The sequence below is a fragment of the Paraburkholderia madseniana genome (assembly GCF_009690905.1).
Lineage (GTDB): Bacteria > Pseudomonadota > Gammaproteobacteria > Burkholderiales > Burkholderiaceae > Paraburkholderia > Paraburkholderia madseniana.
In genome coordinates this window covers 73,461-93,930 of the sequence record NZ_VOSW01000002.1, presented here as the reverse complement: position 1 = coordinate 93,930, position 20,470 = coordinate 73,461, and the positions used below count along the sequence as shown (strand labels likewise).

General features: G+C 61.9%; 18 protein-coding genes and 2 pseudogenes. 16 read left to right on the top strand and 4 right to left on the bottom strand.

Going from position 1 to position 20,470, the window contains the following annotated elements; genetic code table 11:
• Positions 1 to 59: 59 nt before the first annotated feature.
• A complete protein-coding gene (gene gap, locus FSO04_RS01935) occupies positions 60 to 1,070 on the top strand; it encodes a type I glyceraldehyde-3-phosphate dehydrogenase (RefSeq protein ID WP_063497349.1) in 1,011 nt (336 codons plus the stop codon).
• Positions 1,071 to 1,158: 88 nt separating this feature from the next.
• Here gap and FSO04_RS01930 read toward each other — a convergent pair whose 3' ends face one another.
• Positions 1,159 to 1,851 carry a FadR/GntR family transcriptional regulator gene (locus tag FSO04_RS01930; protein WP_154558100.1) on the bottom strand — a complete coding sequence of 231 codons (693 nt, stop codon included), beginning with the start codon at positions 1,849 to 1,851 and terminating at the stop codon, positions 1,159 to 1,161.
• Between the two features lie 227 nt (positions 1,852 to 2,078).
• Between FSO04_RS01930 and FSO04_RS01925 the strand changes: the two genes are divergently transcribed.
• The 3 genes from FSO04_RS01925 (at position 2,079) to FSO04_RS01915 (ending at position 5,078) form a co-directional block, all read left to right on the top strand.
• Positions 2,079 to 3,407, top strand: coding sequence for a C4-dicarboxylate transporter DctA (locus tag FSO04_RS01925; RefSeq protein ID WP_168435536.1), 1,329 nt, complete (start codon positions 2,079 to 2,081; stop codon positions 3,405 to 3,407).
• A gap of 134 nt (positions 3,408 to 3,541) precedes the next feature.
• On the top strand, positions 3,542 to 4,552 hold the full coding sequence (gene alc, locus FSO04_RS01920) for an allantoicase (protein ID WP_154558099.1): 1,011 nt from the start codon (positions 3,542 to 3,544) through the stop codon (positions 4,550 to 4,552).
• A 13-nt stretch (positions 4,553 to 4,565) separates the two neighbouring features.
• On the top strand, positions 4,566 to 5,078 hold the full coding sequence (locus tag FSO04_RS01915) for an ureidoglycolate lyase (protein WP_154558098.1): 513 nt from the start codon (positions 4,566 to 4,568) through the stop codon (positions 5,076 to 5,078).
• 118 nt (positions 5,079 to 5,196) lie between these two features.
• Here the strand turns inward: FSO04_RS01915 and fur are convergent, their stop codons facing one another.
• A complete protein-coding gene (gene fur, locus FSO04_RS01910) occupies positions 5,197 to 5,625 on the bottom strand; it encodes a ferric iron uptake transcriptional regulator (RefSeq protein ID WP_012434340.1) in 429 nt (142 codons plus the stop codon).
• A gap of 158 nt (positions 5,626 to 5,783) precedes the next feature.
• Between fur and FSO04_RS01905 the strand changes: the two genes are divergently transcribed.
• The 11 genes and pseudogenes from FSO04_RS01905 to FSO04_RS01855 all read left to right on the top strand — a co-directional run.
• Positions 5,784 to 6,623 (top strand): outer membrane protein assembly factor BamE domain-containing protein, encoded by an 840-nt coding sequence (locus FSO04_RS01905; protein ID WP_154558170.1) that lies wholly within the window; start codon positions 5,784 to 5,786, stop codon positions 6,621 to 6,623.
• A 203-nt stretch (positions 6,624 to 6,826) separates the two neighbouring features.
• On the top strand, positions 6,827 to 7,624 hold the full coding sequence (gene dapB, locus FSO04_RS01900; protein ID WP_154558097.1) for a 4-hydroxy-tetrahydrodipicolinate reductase: 798 nt from the start codon (positions 6,827 to 6,829) through the stop codon (positions 7,622 to 7,624).
• A 65-nt stretch (positions 7,625 to 7,689) separates the two neighbouring features.
• Entirely contained in the window at positions 7,690 to 8,406 is a 717-nt protein-coding gene (locus tag FSO04_RS01895; RefSeq protein ID WP_154558096.1) for a MotA/TolQ/ExbB proton channel family protein, read from the top strand.
• 28 nt (positions 8,407 to 8,434) lie between these two features.
• Entirely contained in the window at positions 8,435 to 8,872 is a 438-nt protein-coding gene (locus tag FSO04_RS01890) for an ExbD/TolR family protein (protein ID WP_154558095.1), read from the top strand.
• Between the two features lie 218 nt (positions 8,873 to 9,090).
• Positions 9,091 to 11,685 carry a leucine--tRNA ligase gene (gene leuS / locus FSO04_RS01885; protein WP_154558094.1) on the top strand — a complete coding sequence of 865 codons (2,595 nt, stop codon included), beginning with the start codon at positions 9,091 to 9,093 and terminating at the stop codon, positions 11,683 to 11,685.
• Between the two features lie 91 nt (positions 11,686 to 11,776).
• A complete protein-coding gene (locus tag FSO04_RS01880; RefSeq protein WP_168435535.1) occupies positions 11,777 to 12,328 on the top strand; it encodes an LPS-assembly lipoprotein LptE in 552 nt (183 codons plus the stop codon).
• A gap of 84 nt (positions 12,329 to 12,412) precedes the next feature.
• On the top strand, positions 12,413 to 13,534 hold the full coding sequence (holA, locus tag FSO04_RS01875; RefSeq protein ID WP_154558093.1) for a DNA polymerase III subunit delta: 1,122 nt from the start codon (positions 12,413 to 12,415) through the stop codon (positions 13,532 to 13,534).
• Positions 13,535 to 13,660: 126 nt separating this feature from the next.
• The gene (locus FSO04_RS01870; RefSeq protein ID WP_154558092.1) at positions 13,661 to 14,932 is read left to right on the top strand and encodes a glutamate-5-semialdehyde dehydrogenase; all 1,272 of its coding nucleotides are present in this window, start codon (positions 13,661 to 13,663) and stop codon (positions 14,930 to 14,932) included.
• Between the two features lie 111 nt (positions 14,933 to 15,043).
• Positions 15,044 to 15,460, top strand: coding sequence for a CopD family protein (locus tag FSO04_RS01865; RefSeq protein ID WP_054034510.1), 417 nt, complete (start codon positions 15,044 to 15,046; stop codon positions 15,458 to 15,460).
• A gap of 548 nt (positions 15,461 to 16,008) precedes the next feature.
• The gene (locus tag FSO04_RS01860; RefSeq protein WP_154558091.1) at positions 16,009 to 16,545 is read left to right on the top strand and encodes an ESPR-type extended signal peptide-containing protein; all 537 of its coding nucleotides are present in this window, start codon (positions 16,009 to 16,011) and stop codon (positions 16,543 to 16,545) included.
• Positions 16,488 to 17,198: pseudogene (locus tag FSO04_RS01855) on the top strand (YadA family autotransporter adhesin); the annotation flags it as partial. The gene FSO04_RS01860 and the pseudogene FSO04_RS01855, both read left to right, overlap by 58 nt.
• Positions 17,199 to 17,366: 168 nt before the next feature.
• On the opposite strand, the pseudogene FSO04_RS48670 reads toward FSO04_RS01855, so the two are convergent.
• A pseudogene (locus tag FSO04_RS48670) lies at positions 17,367 to 17,628 on the bottom strand (hypothetical protein); the annotation flags it as partial.
• A 572-nt stretch (positions 17,629 to 18,200) separates the two neighbouring features.
• Between FSO04_RS48670 and FSO04_RS01850 the strand changes: the two are divergent.
• Positions 18,201 to 19,355, top strand: a complete 1,155-nt coding sequence (locus FSO04_RS01850; protein WP_166618134.1) for a YadA family autotransporter adhesin — start codon at positions 18,201 to 18,203, stop codon at positions 19,353 to 19,355.
• Positions 19,356 to 19,481: 126 nt separating this feature from the next.
• Here the strand turns inward: FSO04_RS01850 and FSO04_RS01845 are convergent, their stop codons facing one another.
• Positions 19,482 to 20,327, bottom strand: a complete 846-nt coding sequence (locus FSO04_RS01845; RefSeq protein WP_154558089.1) for a MurR/RpiR family transcriptional regulator — start codon at positions 20,325 to 20,327, stop codon at positions 19,482 to 19,484.
• Positions 20,328 to 20,470: the final 143 nt, after the last annotated feature.

Sequence of the window (20,470 nt, the reverse complement as noted above, 5' to 3'; positions counted from 1 at the left end):
TTGCGCCGGAAGGACAGGCCAACATGGACGATTTTTTTTCAGCCATCAGGAGATAGATCATGACGATTCGCGTCGCAATCAACGGCTACGGCCGGATCGGCCGCAACACGCTGCGCGCCTTCTATGAAAACGGCAAGAAGCACGATATCGAAATCGTCGCCATCAACGATCTTGGCGATGCCAAGACCAATGCTCACCTGACGCAATACGACACGGCGCACGGCAAGTTTCCGGGCGAAGTCTCGGTGGACGGCGACTACCTGGTCGTCAACGGCGACAAGATCCGCGTGCTGGCGAACCGCAACCCGGCAGAACTGCCGTGGGGCGAGCTGAACGTCGACGTCGTGATGGAATGCACGGGCTTTTTCACGACCAAGGAAAAGGCCAGCGCGCACATCAAGGGCGGCGCAAAGAAGGTCATCATCTCGGCGCCAGGCGGTAAGGACGTCGACGCAACGATCGTCTACGGCGTGAACCACAATGTCCTGAAGGCATCGGACACGGTGATCTCGAACGCATCGTGCACGACCAACTGCCTGGCACCGCTCGTCAAGCCGCTGAACGACAAGATCGGCCTCGTGAACGGTCTGATGACCACGATCCACGCGTACACGAACGACCAGGTTCTGACGGACGTGTACCACGAAGACCTGCGCCGCGCGCGCTCGGCTACGCACAGCCAGATCCCGACGAAGACCGGTGCTGCATCGGCAGTGGGTCTCGTGCTGCCGGAACTGAACGGCAAGCTGGACGGCTACGCGATTCGCGTCCCGACGATCAACGTGTCGGTCGTCGACCTGTCGTTCATCGCTGCACGCGACACGACGGTCGAGGAAGTCAACGCGATCATGAAGGAAGCGTCGGAAGGCTCGCTGAAGGGCATCCTCGGTTACAACGACGCACCGCTGGTCTCGATCGACTTCAACCACAACCCGGCTTCGTCGACGTTCGACGCAACGCTGACCAAGGTGTCGGGCCGTCTGGTGAAGGTGTCGAGCTGGTACGACAACGAGTGGGGCTTCTCGAACCGCATGCTGGACACGGCTGTGGCGCTGGCCAACGCGAAGTAAGCTGGTGTTCTAGCTTCGTGTGTTTCTGCTGCTGGCCGTGGGCCGGTGGCAGGGCAACTGCAAAAAACCGCTCCTCGGAGCGGTTTTTTTACGCCTGAGGCGTGGGGAAATAGACGCCGGCGCGCTGCGCGGCGTTCGAGATATGCGTTTCGATCGCCTTGCCGGCGGCAGCGGAATCGCGCGCCTTGAGCGCGTCGAGAATCGCCCGATGCTCGGTGTACGTAGACAGCACTAACTCGCGCCGATAAAACGGCATCCGCTGGCTTTCCTTCATGATTTCCGCGGCACTGCTCAGAATCGATTCGATCGCCGCGTTGCCGGCAATGCTCACGATGCGCATGTGGAAGTCGTAGTCGAGGCGAGCGGCTTCGTCGAGTTCGTCGCAGGCGAGCGCCGTCTGCATGGCCGCAATGTTGTCTTCGAACCAGGCGAGGTCGGAATCGGTGACAGCCAGCGCCGCCATGCGCGCGATAAAGCCTTCCAACGCGAAACGCATCTGGTACGTATCCGGCAGCGACGACTGCTCCGCGAAGCGCCACGGTTGCGCAGCCGCGGCCTGCGCACTTTCCACATAAACGCCCTTACCGGGACGGATCATCAGCAGACCGAGCGCTTCGAGCGTCGAGAGCGCCTCGCGCAACGATGCGCGGCTGATCGCCAGTTCCTCGGAGAGCTGACGCTGTGCCGGCAGCAAACTGCCCACCGGATAGACGCCCACTTCGATCCGTTCGCGGATGGTCGCGATGGCGGCATCGGTGACGGTGTGCGGAACGTTTTTCATCGTGGCTCACTTGGGTGCGCGGTCTGACCAGCATTGTAATACGCGTTCTGAACGCTCGTACGACGGGCCGTTTAACGTGCGCAATCCGGCCCCGGAACTGCAAAAAAATAGCGGGTAAACGCTATTTAACGAATCCTTGACGCCAGTATATCGGCTTCCTACTATTCGAGATAACAGAACTGGTCGGACCAGTCTGAACAGATGTGAATCGCAACCAGGAGGAAGCCGTGTTGAAATTCTTCAATTCGCTGTTTGGCCGGGTCGTCATAGCGTTGGTCGCGGGCATCGTGATCGGCGCCGTGTTCCCGCATTTCGCCCAATCGCTGCGCCCGCTCGGCGACGGCTTTCTCAAGCTGATCAAGATGGTGATCGGCCCGATCGTTTTCTGCGTCGTGGTGAGCGGCATGGCGCATGCCGGCGATCTGCGCAAGGTTGGCCGCGTCGGCCTGAAGGCGGTGATCTACTTCGAGATCATGACGACGATTGCGCTCGTGATCGGCGCGGTGCTGGCCTACGCAACACGGCCTGGCGTCGGCATGAACATCAACCTGCATTCGCTCGACCCCGCTTCGCTGTCGACCTACACCGAGCACGCGAAAAGCCTGAAGGACACGGCCGGCTTCCTGCTGAAGATCATCCCCGACACGGCGATCAACGCATTCGCCACCGGCGACATCCTGCAAATCCTCGTGTTTTCGGTGCTGTTCGGCTCGGCGCTGTCGCTGTTGGGCAATAAGGCACAGCGCGTCAGTAGCCTGATCGACGAGCTTTCGCAGGTGTTTTTCCGCGTGATGGGTTTCATCATCAAGCTCGCGCCGCTCGGCGTGCTCGGCGCGATCGCGTTCACGACCGGCACCTACGGCGTCGAGTCGCTCAAGCAACTCGGCATGCTGGTGCTGGTGTTCTACGCGAGCTGCTTCGTGTTCGTGGTGGTTGTGCTGGGCGTGGTGATGCGTCTGGCTGGCTTCAGCATCTTCAAGCTGATCCGCTATCTTCGCGAGGAGCTTTCGATCGTACTGGGTACAGCCTCTTCGGATGCCGTGCTGCCGCAGATCATGCGCAAGCTCGAATGGATGGGCGTCAAGGATTCGACCGTCGGACTGGTCATTCCGACCGGCTACTCCTTCAATCTGGACGGCTTCTCCATCTATCTGACGCTTGCGGTGATTTTCATCGCGCAGGCCACCAATACGCCGCTGTCCATCCACGACCTGATCGTAGTGGTGCTGGTGTCCCTGGTGACGTCGAAGGGCGCGCACGGCATTCCCGGCTCGGCCATCGTGATTCTGGCCGCGACGCTGTCCGCGATTCCGGCGATCCCCGTGCTCGGCCTCGTGCTGATTCTGCCGGTCGACTGGTTCGTCGGCATTGCCCGTGCGTTGACCAACCTGATCGGCAATTGCGTGGCGACGGTGGTGGTCGCCGTGTGGGAAAACGATATCGACCGGGCGCGCGCCCATCGCGTGTTGAACCGTGACGCAGCGCTGCGCTACGTACCCGCAGGCGAAGATGTAGGCGCCGAGCCGGCCGCCGGCGAACACGCACCGGCAGTTTGAAAAAGCACAACCGCAGTTGCGCTGTGGCCAGATTCATCGCTATTCAACCGCGCGCCAACGCAACGCGCGTTCTGACCCGGCGGATGCGCTGACTCCGCCGCCTCTTCCTTACTTTTCGTTGCCTGACAGAGACTATGGCTAATCCGATCCTCGACCCTAACGCTCCTGCTTTCACCCGTCGCTACATGAACCTCGCCGACCCGCGTCTTGGCGCGCAGGCGCTCCACGCGAGCGACGAATTCTTCGCCCCGAAAGAACGCATGCTCGAGCCGCAACCGGCAGTGTTCATTCCCGGCAAGTACGACGACCACGGCAAATGGATGGACGGCTGGGAAACCCGCCGCAAGCGCACCACCGGCCACGACTATTGCGTGATCCGGCTCGCGCGGCCGGGCGTCGTGTACGGCGTCGATCTGGACACGAGCCACTTCACCGGCAACTTCCCGCCGGCCGCGTCGATCGATGCATGCTACGTGGACGGCGACGTTCCGCCCGACAACGCCGACTGGCAAACGCTCGTGCCGGCCACCACGCTGCAGGGCAATCAGCACCATTACGTCGAAGTGAACGACGCCCGCGCGTTCACCCATCTGCGCGTAAATCTCTATCCAGACGGCGGTCTCGCGCGTCTGCGCGTGTATGGCCAGCCGAAGCGGGACTGGGAGCGCGTCGAGCGCGGCACGCTGCTGGATCTCGCCGCGATCGAAAACGGCGCGTACCTTGTCGCCGCGAACAACCAGCATTTCGGGCCGGCCTCGCAGATGCTGATGCCGGGCCGCGGCGTCAACATGGGCGACGGCTGGGAAACGCGACGCCGTCGCGAGCCGGGCAACGACTGGGCGATCGTCGCGCTTGCGCGGCCGGGCGTGATTCGCAAGATCGAAGTCGATACCGCGCACTTCAAGGGCAATTATCCCGATCGCTGTTCGCTGCAGGCGGCCTCGGTGACGGGTGGGACGGACGATTCGCTCGTCACGCAGGCGATGTTCTGGCCGGTGCTGCTCGGCGAACAGAAGCTGCAGATGGACCACGTGCACACGTTCGCGGACGACATCGCCTCTCTCGGCCCGGTGACGCATGTGCGTTTCAATATCTTCCCGGACGGCGGCGTATCGCGTCTGCGCTTGTGGGGCGAGATCGCATAACGGAGTTGCGTCGATGAAAACCTTGCATGTGGAACGTCTGACGCGCGCGGCCTTCGCGCCGTTCGGCGACGTCATCGAACTGGACGGCGCGCGCCATTTCCCGATCAACGGCGGCACGACCGAGCGCTATCACGACCTCGCGAACGTCGACGTGACGGAGCACGGCGGCCGGCCGTTGATCAACCTGTTTCGGGCGCAACCGCGGGCGCTGCCGATCGAAATCACGATGATGGAGCGGCATCCGCTGGGCAGCCAGGCTTTCATTCCCTTAACGGAACGGCGCTATCTGGTGGTCGTCGCGCCGGCGGGAGAGTTCGATCCGGCGCGGATGCGGGCGTTCTGGAGCGACGGTTGGCAGGGCGTGAATTATTCGAAAGGTGTTTGGCACCACCCCCTGCTCGCGCTCGATCAGGTGAGCGATTTTGTGGTGGTGGATCGTGGCGGCGAGCAGCCTAACTGCGATGAATTGTCATTGGCCGAGCCGTGGCGGCTGCTGTTCGAAGCGAGCGTCGAGCTGGCGGAATAGGCTGGAATCGCAGCGCCGCACGCGTAAAAAAACCCGGTCGATTTGCCGGCGACCGGGTTTTTTCTTTGCCCGCCGAACCGCGCACCCCCGACGCGGCCGGCATCTCAAGCATTCGACTTCAATGCTTGCGATGCGGGCAATTCTCCTTGGTGCACGCGCCGTACAGCGCCAGCGCATGTTCCTGCAGCTTGAAGCCGCGTTCCTTCGCGATGGATTGCTGGCGGCTTTCGATCTCGGAGTCGAAAAACTCTTCGACGAGCCCGCAATCGAGGCAAACGAGGTGGTCGTGATGCGACCCTTCGTTCAATTCGAACACCGCTTTGCCGGATTCGAAGTTGCTGCGCGACAGCAGGCCAGCCTGCTCGAACTGCGTCAGCACCCGATACACGGTTGCGAGACCGATATCGAGCTCTTCGTGCAGCAGGTTGCGGTAGACGTCTTCTGCAGTCAGATGACGCACTGGGCTATGCTGGAAAATCTCAAGGATTTTGAGGCGCGGAAGGGTCGCCTTGAGCCCGATATTCTTGAGATCGGTTGGATTGGTCATGACAAGGGATCCCTAGAGTACAATGCTGGGCTCTCATAGTAATGTGTTTTTGCCGTTCTGGTCATCTTCGATGGAATGAAACTCGCGCGGCTCGTCAGCGGGCCCGCACGGTGAGTGAAATGATTTCAAAATCTCAATTGATCTACCGGGGGAGCCGCATGCGGGGTACCTTGATCGCTGTTGCGACTGTCGCGGTTCTTGCCGGATGTTCCACCTACGACAGCTTGACGCAGCGCGTTGCCCAAAGCATTACCCCGTACCGTATTACGGTGGTGCAAGGCAATTTCGTCTCGCAAGAAGCGGCTGCCCAGATGCAGGTCGGTATGTCGCGCGCCCAGGTGAAGCAGTTGCTCGGCACACCGTTGTTGACCGACATGTTCCACGCAGACCGCTGGGACTACGTGTTCTATTTCAAGCGCGGCTCGACTAACGTCGTGCAGCAGCGCGACTTCGTGATCCTGTTCGCGGGCGACCGTGTCGCCAGCTGGTCGGGTGGCGAAGATCTGCCGTCCAACCTCGAGTTGCTGGCTGAAATTGACGGCGACAAGTCCGGCAAGAAGAAGGCAGCCGTGCCGAATGTGGCAAGTGCTGCGACTGGCGCCAGCGCGCCGGTGGCTGCTGCGCCGGCTGCCGTGGACACCACGAGTTCGCCGTCCGTCGACGCCGCCGCGGCAGCAGCGGCCGTGCCGTCAACGGACGCCAACGCCGAAGCCGCGCAGGCCGCGAATCGGCTGACCAATGCGGTGCAATCGCCGTCGGGCAAAACGCAGTCGTCGGTGCGCTCCACCGCGCCGACCGCCAACGGCGGCGGTATTCCGCAGCAAGGCCCCACGGCCGCCGGGCAGCCGCAGTTCCAGTTCCATCGTCCGCCGCCGCCGCAGGTTCCAGGCACGCAGGATAATCCGGTGGGACCGACGGGCCCGCAAAGCAGCAATGGCGGCCCAACGCATAACGCGCCGTTGACGTCTTCTTCGTCCACTGTGGGAACGGGCGGCTAGGCACGCTGTCCTTCTCTTGGGACGTTTAAGACGGGCGCTGCGTCGGAATGTACCGTGCGCAGCGCCCGTCAGCCGTTCTGCCGTACCTGTACTGGTCGTCTGCTGGTCCTGTATGTGCGGCGCCCGGGTGTGCTGCCCGCCGCCGCTTTTGCCCGCATTTGACGGGTTTTGCCGCGTTTTACCCCTTTCGAACCCTCGTAGCCATGAAAATTGCCATTGCTGGCGCATCGGGCCGTATGGGCCGGATGCTCATCGAAACCGTCCTCAATGATTCCGACGCCACGCTGTCCGGTGCGCTCGACCGTGCGGGCTCCTCGCAACTCGGTCAGGACGCCGGTGCGTTTCTCGGCAAACAGACGGGCGTGCTGCTGACGGACAACGTCGAGCGCGTGTTCGCGGAATCCGACTACCTGATCGACTTCACGCGTCCCGAAGGCACGCTGATGCATCTGGAAGCCGCGCAGCGCCACAACGTCAAAATGGTGATCGGCACGACCGGCTTCGACAACGAGCAGAAAGCGCAACTGCGCGCCGCGGCGGACAAGATCGCCATCATGTTCTCGTCGAACATGAGCGTGGGCGTCAATGTCACGCTGAAGCTGCTCGAATACGCCGCGAAGCATTTCGCGACCGGCTACGACATCGAAATCATCGAGGCGCATCACCGCCACAAGGTCGACGCGCCGTCCGGCACGGCGCTGACCATGGGTGAAGTGATCGCCAACGCGCTCGGCCGCAATCTCGACGAATGCGCGGTCTACAGCCGCGAAGGCGTGACCGGCGAACGCGATCCGTCCACGATCGGTTTTTCGGCAATTCGTGGCGGCGATATCGTCGGCGACCATACGGTGCTGTTTGCCGGCATCGGCGAGCGCATCGAAATCACGCACAAATCGGCGAGCCGCCTGTCGTATGCGCAAGGCGCGCTTCGTGCTGTACGTTTCCTCGAAAGCCACGAGACGGGCTTTTTCGACATGCAGGACGTGCTCGGGCTGCGTTGAGCAGCCACGGGGCCTGCGCAGGGCCCCGTTACGCCCCTGTAATCACTTTCCGATAGCGAGGTCAGATGGCAGGCAGCAGCGGCATCATCCACTACCTGGAAACCAGCGACGCGATCACGCATGGCGTCGCGTATGTGCTGCTGGCCATGTCGATTGCGAGCTGGTGCTTTCTGATCGTCAAAAGCTGGATCCTCACGCGCGCCAAACGTCAGGCCACGCCGGCGATTGCGCAGTTCTGGCAAGCGTCGACGTTGTCGGACGGCGTCGCGGCAATGAGGCGCGTGGACCGCGAGCGCGTCTTCACGCCGCTCGCCGAGGCCGCGTTGCATGCCGCCGAAGTGGACATTCCTGGCGTACTGCTTGCCCGCGTCGAACGCGGCGAGCGGGTGTTGCGGGCGCTGCGCCAGGCGCTCAACGCGTCGCAGCGGCGGCTCGAGTTCGGCCAGGTGCTGCTGGCCTCGGTCGGCAGCACGGCGCCGTTCGTCGGCCTGCTCGGCACGGTTTGGGGCATCTATCACGCGCTCGGCAGTATCGCGGCGAGCGGTCAGGCGCAGATCGAAAACGTCGCGGGTCCGGTCGGCGAGGCGCTGATCATGACGGCTTTCGGCCTCGTGGTCGCGATTCCGGCGGTGCTCGCCTATAACGTGCTTGGGCGGATGGTGCGGCAGTTGTCGGAGGAACTCGACGGCTTCGCGCACGATCTGCACGCCTATGTGTGCGCGCCGGCGGATCAGCCCCGGCCTCAGCCGCAGCAAGCCCAGGCCCGGACCCCGACCCACTAAGCGCAGCGCTCAGGCAGAAGGAGGCGACATGGCATTCGGCGGACTCGAAAAAAAGCAGACGGCTGCGCCGATGGCCGAGATCAACATGACGCCGTTGATCGACGTGATGCTCGTGCTGCTGGTGATTTTTATCATTACCGCGCCTTTATTCACGCATGCGATCCGGCTCGATTTGCCCAAAGTCGCGGCCGCGCCCGCGCGGCAAACGCCGCAAACCATTTCTCTTTCAATCGATGCCGCCGGCAAGCTGTACTGGAACGGCAGCGTCATTACGCTGCAGCAGATGCGCGCGCAATTCATGGCGGCGGGCAAAGCGGCGCAGACCGACCAGCCGGAGATCCACCTGAGCGCCGAGCGCTCCACGCGCTACGAAGTGATCGCGCAGGTGATGGGCGCGGCGCAGCAGGCCGGGCTCGAGCGGATCGGTTTCGTGACGGATCCGCCGCCGCCGGGCGCTAAACCCTAGCGGCGTTATCGGGCGGCGCCGCGCCCGGCGGGCCATGCCGCAAACATGCCGCCGCTCCTGCGCCTGCGAGGCCGCCCCGCGCGCCACGCCACGCGGCGCACCCGTCCGCGGACGGTATAATCAGCCCTTTCCCCCGCAGAAGGGGAAACGACGCCATTTCATCCAGCAGAGCACCAGGCCCGGTGCGAAAGCACCGAACCCAGCGATTCCATCACACCATGCACGAAAAATACGTTCCCTCCGACGTCGAAGCCGCCGCGCAAGGGCAATGGCGCGCCATCGACGCGTATAAGACGTCGGAAACCACTGATAAGCCCAAGTTCTATTGCGTCTCGATGCTGCCGTACCCGTCGGGCAAGCTGCACATGGGGCACGTACGGAACTACACGATCAACGACGTGATGTACCGCTATCTGCGGATGAACGGCTACAACGTGCTGATGCCGATGGGTTGGGACGCGTTCGGCATGCCGGCGGAAAACGCCGCGATGGCCAACAACGTGCCGCCGGCGAAGTGGACCTACGACAACATCGCTTACATGAAGAAGCAGATGCAGTCGATGGGCCTCGCGATCGACTGGTCGCGCGAGGTCGCAACCTGCAGCCCCGATTACTACAAGTGGAACCAGTGGCTGTTCCTGAAGATGCTCGAAAAGGGCATCGCGTACAAGAAAACCGGCACCGTTAACTGGGACCCGGTCGATCAGACCGTGCTCGCCAACGAGCAGGTGATCGACGGCCGCGGCTGGCGTTCGGGCGCGCTGATCGAAAAGCGCGAAATCCCGATGTACTACATGCGCATCACGCAGTACGCGGATGAGCTGCTGAACGACCTCGAAGGCCTCGGCTGGCCCGAGCGCGTCAAGATCATGCAGCAGAACTGGATCGGCAAGAGCTTCGGCGTGAACTTCGGTTTCCCGTATGAAATCGACGGCGAACAGAAGCTGCTGCGCGTGTTTACCACGCGCGCCGACACGATCATGGGCGTGACCTTCTGCGCGGTCGCCGCCGAGCATCCGCTCGCCACGCGTCTCGCGCAAGACAAGCCGGAACTGCAGGCCTTCATCGAAGAATGCAAGCGCGGCGGTGTGGCTGAAGCCGACATGGCGACGATGGAAAAGAAGGGCATGGCCACCGGCTTTTACGTCACGCATCCGCTGACGCAGGAACAGGTCGAAGTGTGGATCGGCAACTACGTGCTGATGAGCTACGGCGAAGGCGCGGTGATGGGCGTGCCTTCACACGACGAGCGCGACTTCGCGTTCGCGAAGAAATACGGTCTGCCGATCAAGCAGGTGATCGCCCTTGAAGGCAAGGAATACTCGACCGAAGCGTGGCAGGAATGGTATGGCGAGAAGGAAGGCGGCGTCTGCATCAACAGCGGCAAGTACGACGGTCTGAACTACACGCAGGCAGTCGACGCGATTGCCGCCGATCTGAAAGAACTCGGCCTCGGCGACAAGCAGATCACGTGGCGTCTGCGTGACTGGGGCGTGTCGCGCCAGCGTTATTGGGGCACGCCGATTCCGATCATCCACTGCCCGACCTGCGGCGACGTGCCGGTGCCGGAAAAAGATCTGCCAGTGGTGCTGCCGGAAGACCTCGTGCCGGACGGCACGGGCAATCCGCTCGCGAAGTCCGAAGCGTTTGTGAACTGCACCTGCCCGACCTGCGGCGGCGCGGCCAAGCGCGAAACCGACACGATGGATACATTCGTCGATTCGTCCTGGTACTTCTACCGCTACGCGGCGCCGGACGCGAAAACCATGGTCGACGAGCGCACCGATTACTGGGCGCCGATGGACCAGTACATCGGCGGCATCGAGCACGCGATTCTGCACCTTTTGTACTCGCGCTTCTGGGCGAAGGTGATGCGCGACATGGGCTTGATCGAGTTCGGCGAGCCGGCCAAGAACCTGCTGACGCAGGGCATGGTGCTCAACGAAACTTACTACCGCGAAAACGAAGCGGGTAAGAAGACCTGGTACAACCCGGCTGACGTCAACGTCTCGTTCGACGACAAGGGCCGCCCGGTTGGCGCCGTGCTGAATTCGGACGGCCAGCCGGTGGTGCTCGGCGGCGTCGAGAAGATGTCGAAGTCGAAGAACAACGGTGTTGATCCGCAATTGCTGATCGATCAACACGGCGCGGACACAGCGCGCCTGTTCGTGATGTTCGCCGCACCGCCCGAGCAGCAGCTCGAATGGTCGGGTTCGGGCGTGGAAGGCGCGAGCCGTTTCCTGCGCCGCGTGTGGAGCTTTGGTCACGCGAATGAAGCAGCGCTGCGCGCCGGCGGCAAGTTCGAAGCCTCGCAACTCGGCGAAGTCGACAAGGTGCTGCGCCGCGAGATCTACAGCGTGCTGAAGCAGGCCGACTTCGACTACCAGCGTTTGCAATACAACACGGTGGTGTCGGCGGCGATGAAGATGCTCAACGCGCTCGACAGCGCGAAGGGCGCGCAACCGGCCGTGCTGCGCGAGACGTACAGCGTGATGCTGCGCGTGCTGTACCCGGTCGTGCCGCATCAGACGTTCCAGTTGTGGCAGGAACTCGGTTACGCCGACGAATTCGGCTCGCTGCTCGACGCAGCATGGCCGAAGGTCGACGAACAGGCGCTCGAACAGGCCGAAATCGAACTCGTGCTGCAGGTGAACGGCAAGGTGCGCGGTGCGCTCACGGTGTCGAAAGATGCGACACGTGAAGCGATCGAACAGCTCGCCGCTGCGCATGAGGCGGTCGGGAAGTTCAGCGAAGGCAAGGCACCGAAGAAGATCGTCGTGGTGCCGGGCCGTCTCGTGAACGTCGTCGTTTGAAAGCCCACCGAAACATGACAGCAGGCAAGACGCCGCCGCTCATGGCGGCGCTTGTCTGCGTCGCGGAATCTACTGCGAACCAGGAGCCCATGTGACTCGCAGATCGTTATTGACGCTGGTGTGCAGCGTGCTGATGTTGTCCGCCTGCGGCTTCCAGTTGCGCGGCCAGCAGGACTACGCATTCAAACGACTCTTTATCTCCGGCGGTTCGGCAGCGGCCGGCGCGCGGCTCACGCGTATCGTGCAGGGCGGCAGCGACACGGTGGTGGTCACTTCGGTCGCGAATGCCGACGCAACGCTGCAGATCACCGAAGGCCGCGGCCTCAGTACGCTCACGCTGAACTCGCTCGGTGTCGTCGAAGAGTATGCGATGAATCTCTCGATGACCTATACGCTGGTCGGCAAGGACGGCACGGTGCTGATTCCGCCGAGCGTGATCGCGCTAAACCGCGCGATGACTTACAGCGACCAGTTCTCGCAGGCCAAGGCTGCTGAAGCCGACATTCTGTACGCGGACATGGAGAACGACGCGATCGACCAGTTGACGCGCCGTCTGTCGCTGGTGCGTTCGCTGCATCCGGAGCCGGGTCAGCAGGTGCCGGCGGTTGCGCCGCGCGCGCCGTTACCGCCGCCGCCGCTGTGAGCGGTGTGCTGTGTCTTTGTTTAGTGTGCTGTACGTGCTCTTGTACCCGCTCATGTACTCGTTCAACCTCGCCGATCGGTAGCCATGCAACTGCGACTTGACGCGCTCGAAACGCATCTCGCGAAGGGACTCGCCGGACTGTACGTCGTGTATGGCGACGAGCACCTGCTCGCGCAGGAAGCGTGCGACCGGATTCGTGCGACGGCGCGTGCAGCCGGTTTTACCGACCGCTCGGTGTTCACCGTCGAGCGCGGTTTCGACTGGAGTTCGCTGCTTGGCGCGAGTCAATCGATGTCGCTGTTCGGCGACCGTCAACTGGTCGAATTGCGCATTCCATCGGGCAAGCCCGGCAAGGAAGGCGCGGATGCGCTGAAGGCGCTCGCTGCCGCCGTGAATGACGACGTGTTGACGATGATCACGCTGCCGCGATTGGACGCCGCCACGCAAAAGTCTGCATGGTTCACCGCGCTGTCTGAGGCTGGCGTCGCGCTGAAAATCGATCCGGTCGAGCGCGCACAGTTGCCGAATTGGGTCGGTCAGCGACTCGCGGCTCAGGGCCAGCGGGTTGCCGCTGGTGAAGAAGGGCGGCGCGCGTTGGCGTTCATCGCCGAGCGCGTGGAAGGTAACCTGCTGGCAGCGCATCAGGAAATTCAGAAGCTGGGGCTGCTGTATCCGGCCGGTTCGTTGAGTTTTGAACAGATTCAGGACGCTGTGCTGAACGTCGCCCGTTATGACGTTTTCAAGCTGAACGAGGCGATGCTCGCCGGTGACGTTGGCCGTCTGGCGCGCATGCTCGACGGGCTGCGCGGCGAAGGCGAGGCTGCGGTGCTGGTGCTGTGGGCCGTTGTCGAAGAAGTGCGCACGCTATTGCGGATCAAGCGTGGCGTGGCGGCAGGCAAGCCGCTAGCGATGCTGGTGCGTGAGAACCGCGTCTGGGGGCCGCGTGAGCGGCTGATCGGACCGGCGCTGTCGCGCGTCACCGAGGGGGCGCTTGAAAAGGCGCTCGCTTTGGCGGCGCGGCTGGATCGGCAGGTGAAGGGATTGTCCGGCGGCACGCCGGGCAATCATCGCAACGATCCGCCGCCTGATCCGTGGGACGGCTTGTTCGAACTGGCGATGACAGTCGCTTCGCCGGCAAAAGCGGCGCCCGTGCCGCCGCCACGACCTCGCTCTGCGGGTGCCGCACCTGCTCGCAGGCCGGCCTGATCAGGCCCCGCCGGCACGGCTTGTGGCGGCGAGCAAAGCTCCGCCACCCGACTTACAATCGTTTGATCTTTCGCTAATTCTGCCTGTCCGCCGCACCTCGACGTGCGCGGCGCTATGAGACTCACCATGGATATCGACCAGTACATGACCGACCTCGGCCGCCGCGCCCGCCACGCATCGCGTGCGATGGCGCGGGCGTCGACGGCGGCAAAAAACGCCGCGCTCGCGGCTGTTGCTCACGCGATCGAACGCGATGCCGCGTTGCTGAAGGATGCCAATGCGCGTGACGTTGCCCGTGCACGCGAGAAAGGGCTCGACGCCGCGTTCATCGACCGTTTGACGCTGTCGGACAAGGCGCTCGGGACGATGGTCGAAGGCTTGCGGCAAGTCGCCGCGCTGGCCGATCCGATTGGCGAGATCAGCAACCTGAAGTATCGGCCGAGCGGCATTCAGGTCGGTCAGATGCGCGTGCCGCTCGGTGTGATCGGCATCATCTACGAATCGCGCCCGAACGTGACGATCGACGCGGCCGCGCTGTGTCTGAAGTCGGGCAATGCGACGATCCTGCGCGGCGGGTCGGAAGCGCTGGAGTGCAACACGGCGTTGGCAAAGCTGATCGGTGAAGGGCTGGAAGCCGCCGGTTTGCCGCAGGACGCGGTGCAAGTCGTGGCCACGTCCGATCGCGCCGCGGTTGGCAAGCTGATCACGATGACCGAATACGTCGACGTAATCGTGCCGCGCGGCGGCAAGAGCCTGATCGAGCGGCTGATGAACGAAGCGCGCGTGCCGATGATCAAGCACCTCGACGGCATCTGCCATGTTTATGTCGACGATCGCGCCGACGTGGCGAAGGCGTTGACCGTCTGCGATAACGCGAAGACGCACCGCTACGGCACCTGCAACACGATGGAAACGCTGCTGGTGGCGCGCGGCATTGCGGCTGAGGTGCTGCCGCCTTTGGGCAAGCTGTATCGCGACAAGGAAGTCGAACTACGCGTGGACGCGGCAGCGCGCGCGGTGTTGTCGGATGCAGGCGTGGGCCCGCTCGTCGATGCCACCGAAGAAGACTGGCGCACCGAATATCTCGCGCCGGTGCTGGCGATCAAGGTGGTGGACGACCTCGATGCGGCCATCGACCACATCAATACCTACAGCTCGCAACACACCGACGCGATCGTCACCGAAGACCATGACCGCGCGATGCGTTTCCTGCGCGAAGTCGACTCGGCAAGCGTGATGGTCAACGCGTCGACGCGCTTTGCCGACGGCTTCGAATTTGGTTTGGGCGCGGAGATCGGCATCTCGAACGACAAGCTGCATGCGCGTGGGCCGGTGGGGCTGGAAGGGCTGACGTCGCTGAAATACATTGTGCTGGGGCACGGCGAAGGCCGGCAATAACGGTTCGCTGCCGGCGCGCTGTTGTCATCCTTGGGATGGCGCATGCTTTCCGTTCAGTGCGCGGGTAGCCCCTGTTCATTTCCACGCTGACAAGCAGTACGAGGACCGCTGATGCTTTGGGTAAAGACGTTTCACATCGTTCTGATTGCTTCCTGGTTTGCCGGCCTGTTCTATCTGCCGCGCATCTTCGTCAATCTGGCGATGGAGACGGAGCCCGCCGCCACGGCGCGCCTTCTGACGATGGCGCGCAAGCTGTTCCGCTTCATGACGTTTATCGCGGTGCCGGCGCTCGCTTGCGGTCTGTGGCTGTGGCTCGCGGTCGGCATCGGACGTGGGCAGGGCTGGATTCACGCGAAGGTCGGTGTGGTGGTGTTGCTGATCATTTACCACGCGTATTGCGGCGTGCTGTTGCGGACATTCGAGCGTGGCGAGAATCGCCGCTCGGATAAGTGGTATCGGATGTTTAATGAACTGCCCGTGCTGGGGATGCTGGCGGCAGTGGCGTTGGTAGTTATTAAGCCGTTTTGATAAATAGGAATTCTCCTATTTATTTTTGTCGATCAAATTTTTATCCGCCCGCGCGGTGTTTAAAATCGTGCTGGATGCGATTCAATAATCGAATGTTGAGTGGTTGGCATTCGTCAAGAAGTGTTGATTTAATCTGGCTGTCTCTACGCCAACCTCGTCCAGTCAAAGTGCTCCCATAGTAGGTGATTCGTTCAGATTTTTCTTGATCTGAACGTGACGTTGCTCGTGCGCTTGCGCTGAATCCTTCCGTGTGTCCGTTATCCGCAAGCCATACGCAGTAGGCTGTTTGCTGCCCGCGAGTCCTATTTTTGTCAATCTGTCGTTGTGCATTCTTATTGTTCCATAGGATTTAAGAACTGTCCTATTAATTTGAGAATTGCCCGGTCATATAGTGGTTCCATTCCAGAGGGATTAATGGGATGGTCAAAAAAAGCCAATTGCGACGACCCTGTTTTAATCCTTTTGCTACTCAGTGACGCGCGCAGGACTTCGGTAAGACACCTCCCGCGACATCAAAACCCATAACTGATATTCAGAAGGATCAAATCATGAACAAGTCGTACAAGAGTGTATGGAATGAAATCACTGGGACGTATGTGGCCGCTTCCGAGCTGGCGAAGGGCCGCGGCAAGTCGAGCCGGAAGACGGCGCTGGTAACAGCACTGCTGGCGATTGGAGTGTCGATGGATGCCATTGCGGGCGGTTTGGATGGCGGCAGCGCCACCGGTGCCGCTGCCGAGGCAATCGGAACGGGCGCGAAAGCCAGTGCAACGAACGCAGTCGCTGTGGGCCAAGGCGCCAACGCAACCGCCGCGAATTCAATTTACATCGGCGGAAACACGGATGGCTCGGGTAAGGCAGCGGCAATAGATTCGGTTGCTATCGGCACCAACACGGTAGTCGACGACAACTCGACTGCCGGAATAGCCCTCGGCCGCCTGGCCAGCGTAACCAATGCGCAAAACGGCATAGCCATTGGTAACGCCTCCTCTGTCACCGCGGCCAACGCCGTCGCATTGGGTGCGAACTCGACGGCTCGGTGGCGAACGCGGTGTCGTATGACAGCGCGGCGCACAACCAGGTGACGTTGGGCGGTTCGGCCAGCGCGCCGAAGGTGAAGCTGACCAATTTGCAGGACGGTGAACTGTCGGCGACGAGTTCAGACGCGGTGACTGGCGCGCAGTTGTGGAATACCAACCAGCAAGTCGCTAACCTGAACCAGGCGGTGCAGAACCAGCAGTCGACCGGCAGCAGCGCGCTGGCGATCGACACATCTGGCGCTCCGGCCGCTACGGCGACCGGCAGTGGCGCGATTGCGATGGGCGGCGGCGCTCAGGCAAGTGGCGACAACTCGGTGGCACTCGGCGCAGGCTCGGTGGCAGATCAGGCGAACACCGTATCGGTGGGTTCGCCGGGCAACGAGCGCCGTATCACGAACGTCGCTGACGGCCAAGGCCCGACGGACGCCGTGAACATGCGTCAGTTCCAGCAGGGTCTGGGCTCGGTCGCACGTAACGCTTACAGCGGTGTTGCAGCCGCTACCGCGTTGACGATGATTCCGGAAGTCGATCCGGGCAAGACGCTGGCGGTCGGTATTGCCGGGGGCAACTACAAGGGCTATCAGGCCGTGGCACTGGGCGCGTCGGCGCGTATTACCGCGAACCTGAAGGTCAAGATCGGTGCAGGGATCAGCGCGGCGGATACGACCTACGGGGCAGGTGCATCGTATCAGTGGTAAGCGTTGGGTGATGGTCGCGAAAAGCGCTGCGGTTTGGGTGTTTTTCGTGAACCGGTCTTAGGTAGGTAGTAAAAAGGCGGGCTCTCTTCGGGGAGCCCGCCTTTTTTGCGCCTCTGCACATCGGTGCCTGCCAAGCGCGTTTGCATCGCGCGCCGCTCGCAAGGTGATCAGCCGCGGACGTCCTGCCTCGCTCTGGCCCGCGCCCGCTAGCGCCGGTGTCGTGCCGAACGGATCAACGCCTTCACTGACCCGGCCTTCGGGAGCGCGCCGCGCGGGCAAGGGGCTAGCGTCGCTTCGATGCCCACGGCATCCGTCTCGCCAGCACAGCCAGCGGATGACGAAGATCAATCATCGCGTCCAGCCGGTTACGGAAAAATCGTCGGTGCTCGTGACAGCGAACTCGAACTCCCAGAAAGAAAATCAGGTCCATTTTATTTCCGCGAGTTCGCCCCCTCGTTCCAGGCAGACCTTTAACAGTCCCGTGATCCGCCTCTTCTGAAGAGGTCGACTATTGAGTGACGTTTTTCTTATGTGCTCTTACTCCAATCAGTCCAGTTTAAGAATGCTCCGATTCGAAATCTGACATACAAATCTTACTCTGCTGTCAGATCGGGTGGAATAACGAAATGGTCCATGAATTTCCATAGCGGTGACCATGTTTCGATCCCCCGTTACTGGTTGGTGTGTTCGAAAATCCTGCAACACGCCATTTTCTAATGCAGAACCGGATATGCTGTCCGGAGGGATAAATTCATGAGTAAGTCGCATAAAAACGTATCGAATAAGGCAACGGGCGCCCAAGTGGCGGTATCCGAGTCGACCCGGCCATCTGGGGAAAAGTCGCGCAAAGTTGGCGGATCTACGCGTGCAGCTTCAACCGTCTCCAGGCTAGTCGGCGCAGGCGCCGCAGCGGCTTTCCTTTCTGGAGGCGCGTTTGCGGCCGAGGTATGCGCGACGGGCGGCGATGGAAAAGACGCGGTGTCGTTCGGAGGAGGAGCAACGGTGGCGGTTGTCAGCGGTTGTGCCAACAACGCCTATCTTCCCGCAGGTCACGATATTGCGGAGCTCGAGGCGGGCGGGTCGGTGGTTTACGCCGACGACACGACGAATACGGTTAACTTCCGCGCAGGCTCTGATGGGCAGATCGTTTCGATCAATTCGGACGGCGTTATCCAGAACGTCGGGGCAGGTGCCGTGAACAGCACGAGTAAGGATGCGGTGAACGGCTCGGAGCTGTATGCGAACGCTGCCAGCACAGCAGCGGCACTCGGCGGTGGCGCGAAGGTTGCTGCAGACGGCACGATTTCGGCGCCAACGTATAGTGTCGATGGCAAGACCGTGAACAACGTCGGCGACGCGATCTCGAACCTCGACGGTCGCGTGGCAAAGAATACGACGGACATCGAAAAGAACACGACGGAAATCGAAAAGAACACAGCGGACATCGCGGACTTGAACAACACGGTCGTCAAGTACGACTCCTTGGAACATGATCGGGTGACGCTGGGCGGTTCGGCTAACGCGCAGGCGGTGAAACTGAGCAATCTGCAGGACGGCGAATTGTCGGCGACCAGCACTGACGCGGTGACCGGCGCCCAGTTGTCGAGTACCAATCAGAACCTGGCCGATTTGACTCAATCGGTAAAGTCGGCCATGTCGGTAAGCACGGCGGGCCTGCCTGCGCCCACATCGTCGGGCACCAATGCAGTCGCGTTCGGCGGTGGAGCGCAAGCAAGCGGTGATAATTCGGTGGCCATCGGTGCGGGGTCGGTGGCCGATCAGGCGAACACCTTCTCTGTGGGTTCGCAAGGCAACGAGCGCCGTATCGTGAACGTGGCGAATGGTACGCAAGGGACCGACGCGGTGAACGTGAACCAGTTGAACGAGGCGAAGACGCAGGCGAAGAACTACACCGACAAAATCGCGAAGAACGCGTATGCCGGCGTAGCTGCGGCGATGGCCATGCCCAACATGACGCCCTCAGGTCCCGGCAAGACGGTCGTTGCGGCGGGTGGTGGCACGTATAAGGGCGCATCGGCAGGAGCGGTGGGCGTCACCTATCGCTCGCAAACGGGCCACTGGCTCGCGAACGGTGCGGTCTCCGTGACGTCGACGGGCGATGCGGGCGCGCGCGCTCAGGTTGGCTACGAGTTCTGATCGACGGTTTTCGATAGCGTACGGTAGTTGAACGGAAATCCCCGGTAGCCGGAAGGCTGGCGGGGATTTTTGCTGTTCGCCCAGCATGGACGCACTCTTACCGCCATGATCTCGTTGCTTTTATCGTTATGAGCGTGGATCGATCCTTCGGCGGTTGATCACTTCCTTCGCCTGCGCCAGCTTCTCAACCAGTTCCGGTCCGCGGCTCAACGCCACCCCCACCGCCAGAATGTCGCCGATCGCCAGATGCGACACGCGCGAGGTCATCGGCGAAAAAATATCTGTGTCTTCATCGACGTTCGCAAACAGCCCTACCGTCGCGAGCCGCGCGAGCGGCGAATTACCGTGTGTGATCGCGATTACCTTCGCGCCGCTTGCCAACGCCGATTTCGCCGCGTCAACGATATCGCGCGTACGTCCGGTATTCGAAATCGCCACGACCACATCGCCCTCACCCAGCAGCGTTGCCGACATCAGAAACGTATGCGGATCCGAATACGCGACGCTCGGCATACCCAAGCGAAAAAACTTGTGTTGCACATCCAGCGCAGCAATGCCCGAGCCTCCCGCGCCGTAAAACTCGATGCGCCGCGCCTGCGCCAGCAGCGCGATCGCCGCGGCCACGCTGTCCGATGACAGATTGTTGCGCACCTGGATCAGCGCGCCAATAGTCCGGTCGAGTACCTTCGCGGCGACGCCCGGCGTCGGCTCGTCCGGCCGCACGTCGCGATAGACGACGGGCACTTCCGCGGCGATGCCTTGCGCCAGCCGGATCTTGAACTCGCGAAAGCCCGAAAACCCTAGCGCGTGACAAAACCGCGCGATGGTCGGCTGGCTGACACCCGCGCGCGCGGCCACCTCGGTCATCGAGAGATCGAGCACCTCGCGCGGCGCTTCGATCACGTAATCGGCCAGCTTGCGTTCGGACGGACGCAACTGGTCGCGCATCTCTTCCACCTGGGACAGCATCATCGGAAAACTCGCACTATGCTGAAGAATGCGTGGACTATATCTGATTGCAGAAAAAGGTACAAAAACTACATATCGGGCAGTAGGTATATTCCCTGGGTTTTGCCCTATACGTGGCCAAGGTAAAGCCAGTAAGGCGTTCAGGC

Coding starts and splice junctions, on each gene's coding strand:
- FSO04_RS01905 (WP_154558170.1), top strand. CDS start 5,784: ATGCGGGGTACCTTGATCGCTGTTGCGACTGTCGCGGTTCTTGCCGGA.
- FSO04_RS01915 (WP_154558098.1), top strand. CDS start 4,566: ATGAAAACCTTGCATGTGGAACGTCTGACGCGCGCGGCCTTCGCGCCG.
- fur (WP_012434340.1), bottom strand. CDS start 5,625: ATGACCAATCCAACCGATCTCAAGAATATCGGGCTCAAGGCGACCCTT.
- FSO04_RS01860 (WP_154558091.1), top strand. CDS start 16,009: ATGAACAAGTCGTACAAGAGTGTATGGAATGAAATCACTGGGACGTAT.
- FSO04_RS01890 (WP_154558095.1), top strand. CDS start 8,435: ATGGCATTCGGCGGACTCGAAAAAAAGCAGACGGCTGCGCCGATGGCC.
- gap (WP_063497349.1), top strand. CDS start 60: ATGACGATTCGCGTCGCAATCAACGGCTACGGCCGGATCGGCCGCAAC.
- holA (WP_154558093.1), top strand. CDS start 12,413: ATGCAACTGCGACTTGACGCGCTCGAAACGCATCTCGCGAAGGGACTC.
- leuS (WP_154558094.1), top strand. CDS start 9,091: ATGCACGAAAAATACGTTCCCTCCGACGTCGAAGCCGCCGCGCAAGGG.
- dapB (WP_154558097.1), top strand. CDS start 6,827: ATGAAAATTGCCATTGCTGGCGCATCGGGCCGTATGGGCCGGATGCTC.
- FSO04_RS01865 (WP_054034510.1), top strand. CDS start 15,044: ATGCTTTGGGTAAAGACGTTTCACATCGTTCTGATTGCTTCCTGGTTT.
- FSO04_RS01870 (WP_154558092.1), top strand. CDS start 13,661: ATGGATATCGACCAGTACATGACCGACCTCGGCCGCCGCGCCCGCCAC.
- FSO04_RS01845 (WP_154558089.1), bottom strand. CDS start 20,327: ATGATGCTGTCCCAGGTGGAAGAGATGCGCGACCAGTTGCGTCCGTCC.
- alc (WP_154558099.1), top strand. CDS start 3,542: ATGGCTAATCCGATCCTCGACCCTAACGCTCCTGCTTTCACCCGTCGC.
- FSO04_RS01895 (WP_154558096.1), top strand. CDS start 7,690: ATGGCAGGCAGCAGCGGCATCATCCACTACCTGGAAACCAGCGACGCG.
- FSO04_RS01930 (WP_154558100.1), bottom strand. CDS start 1,851: ATGAAAAACGTTCCGCACACCGTCACCGATGCCGCCATCGCGACCATC.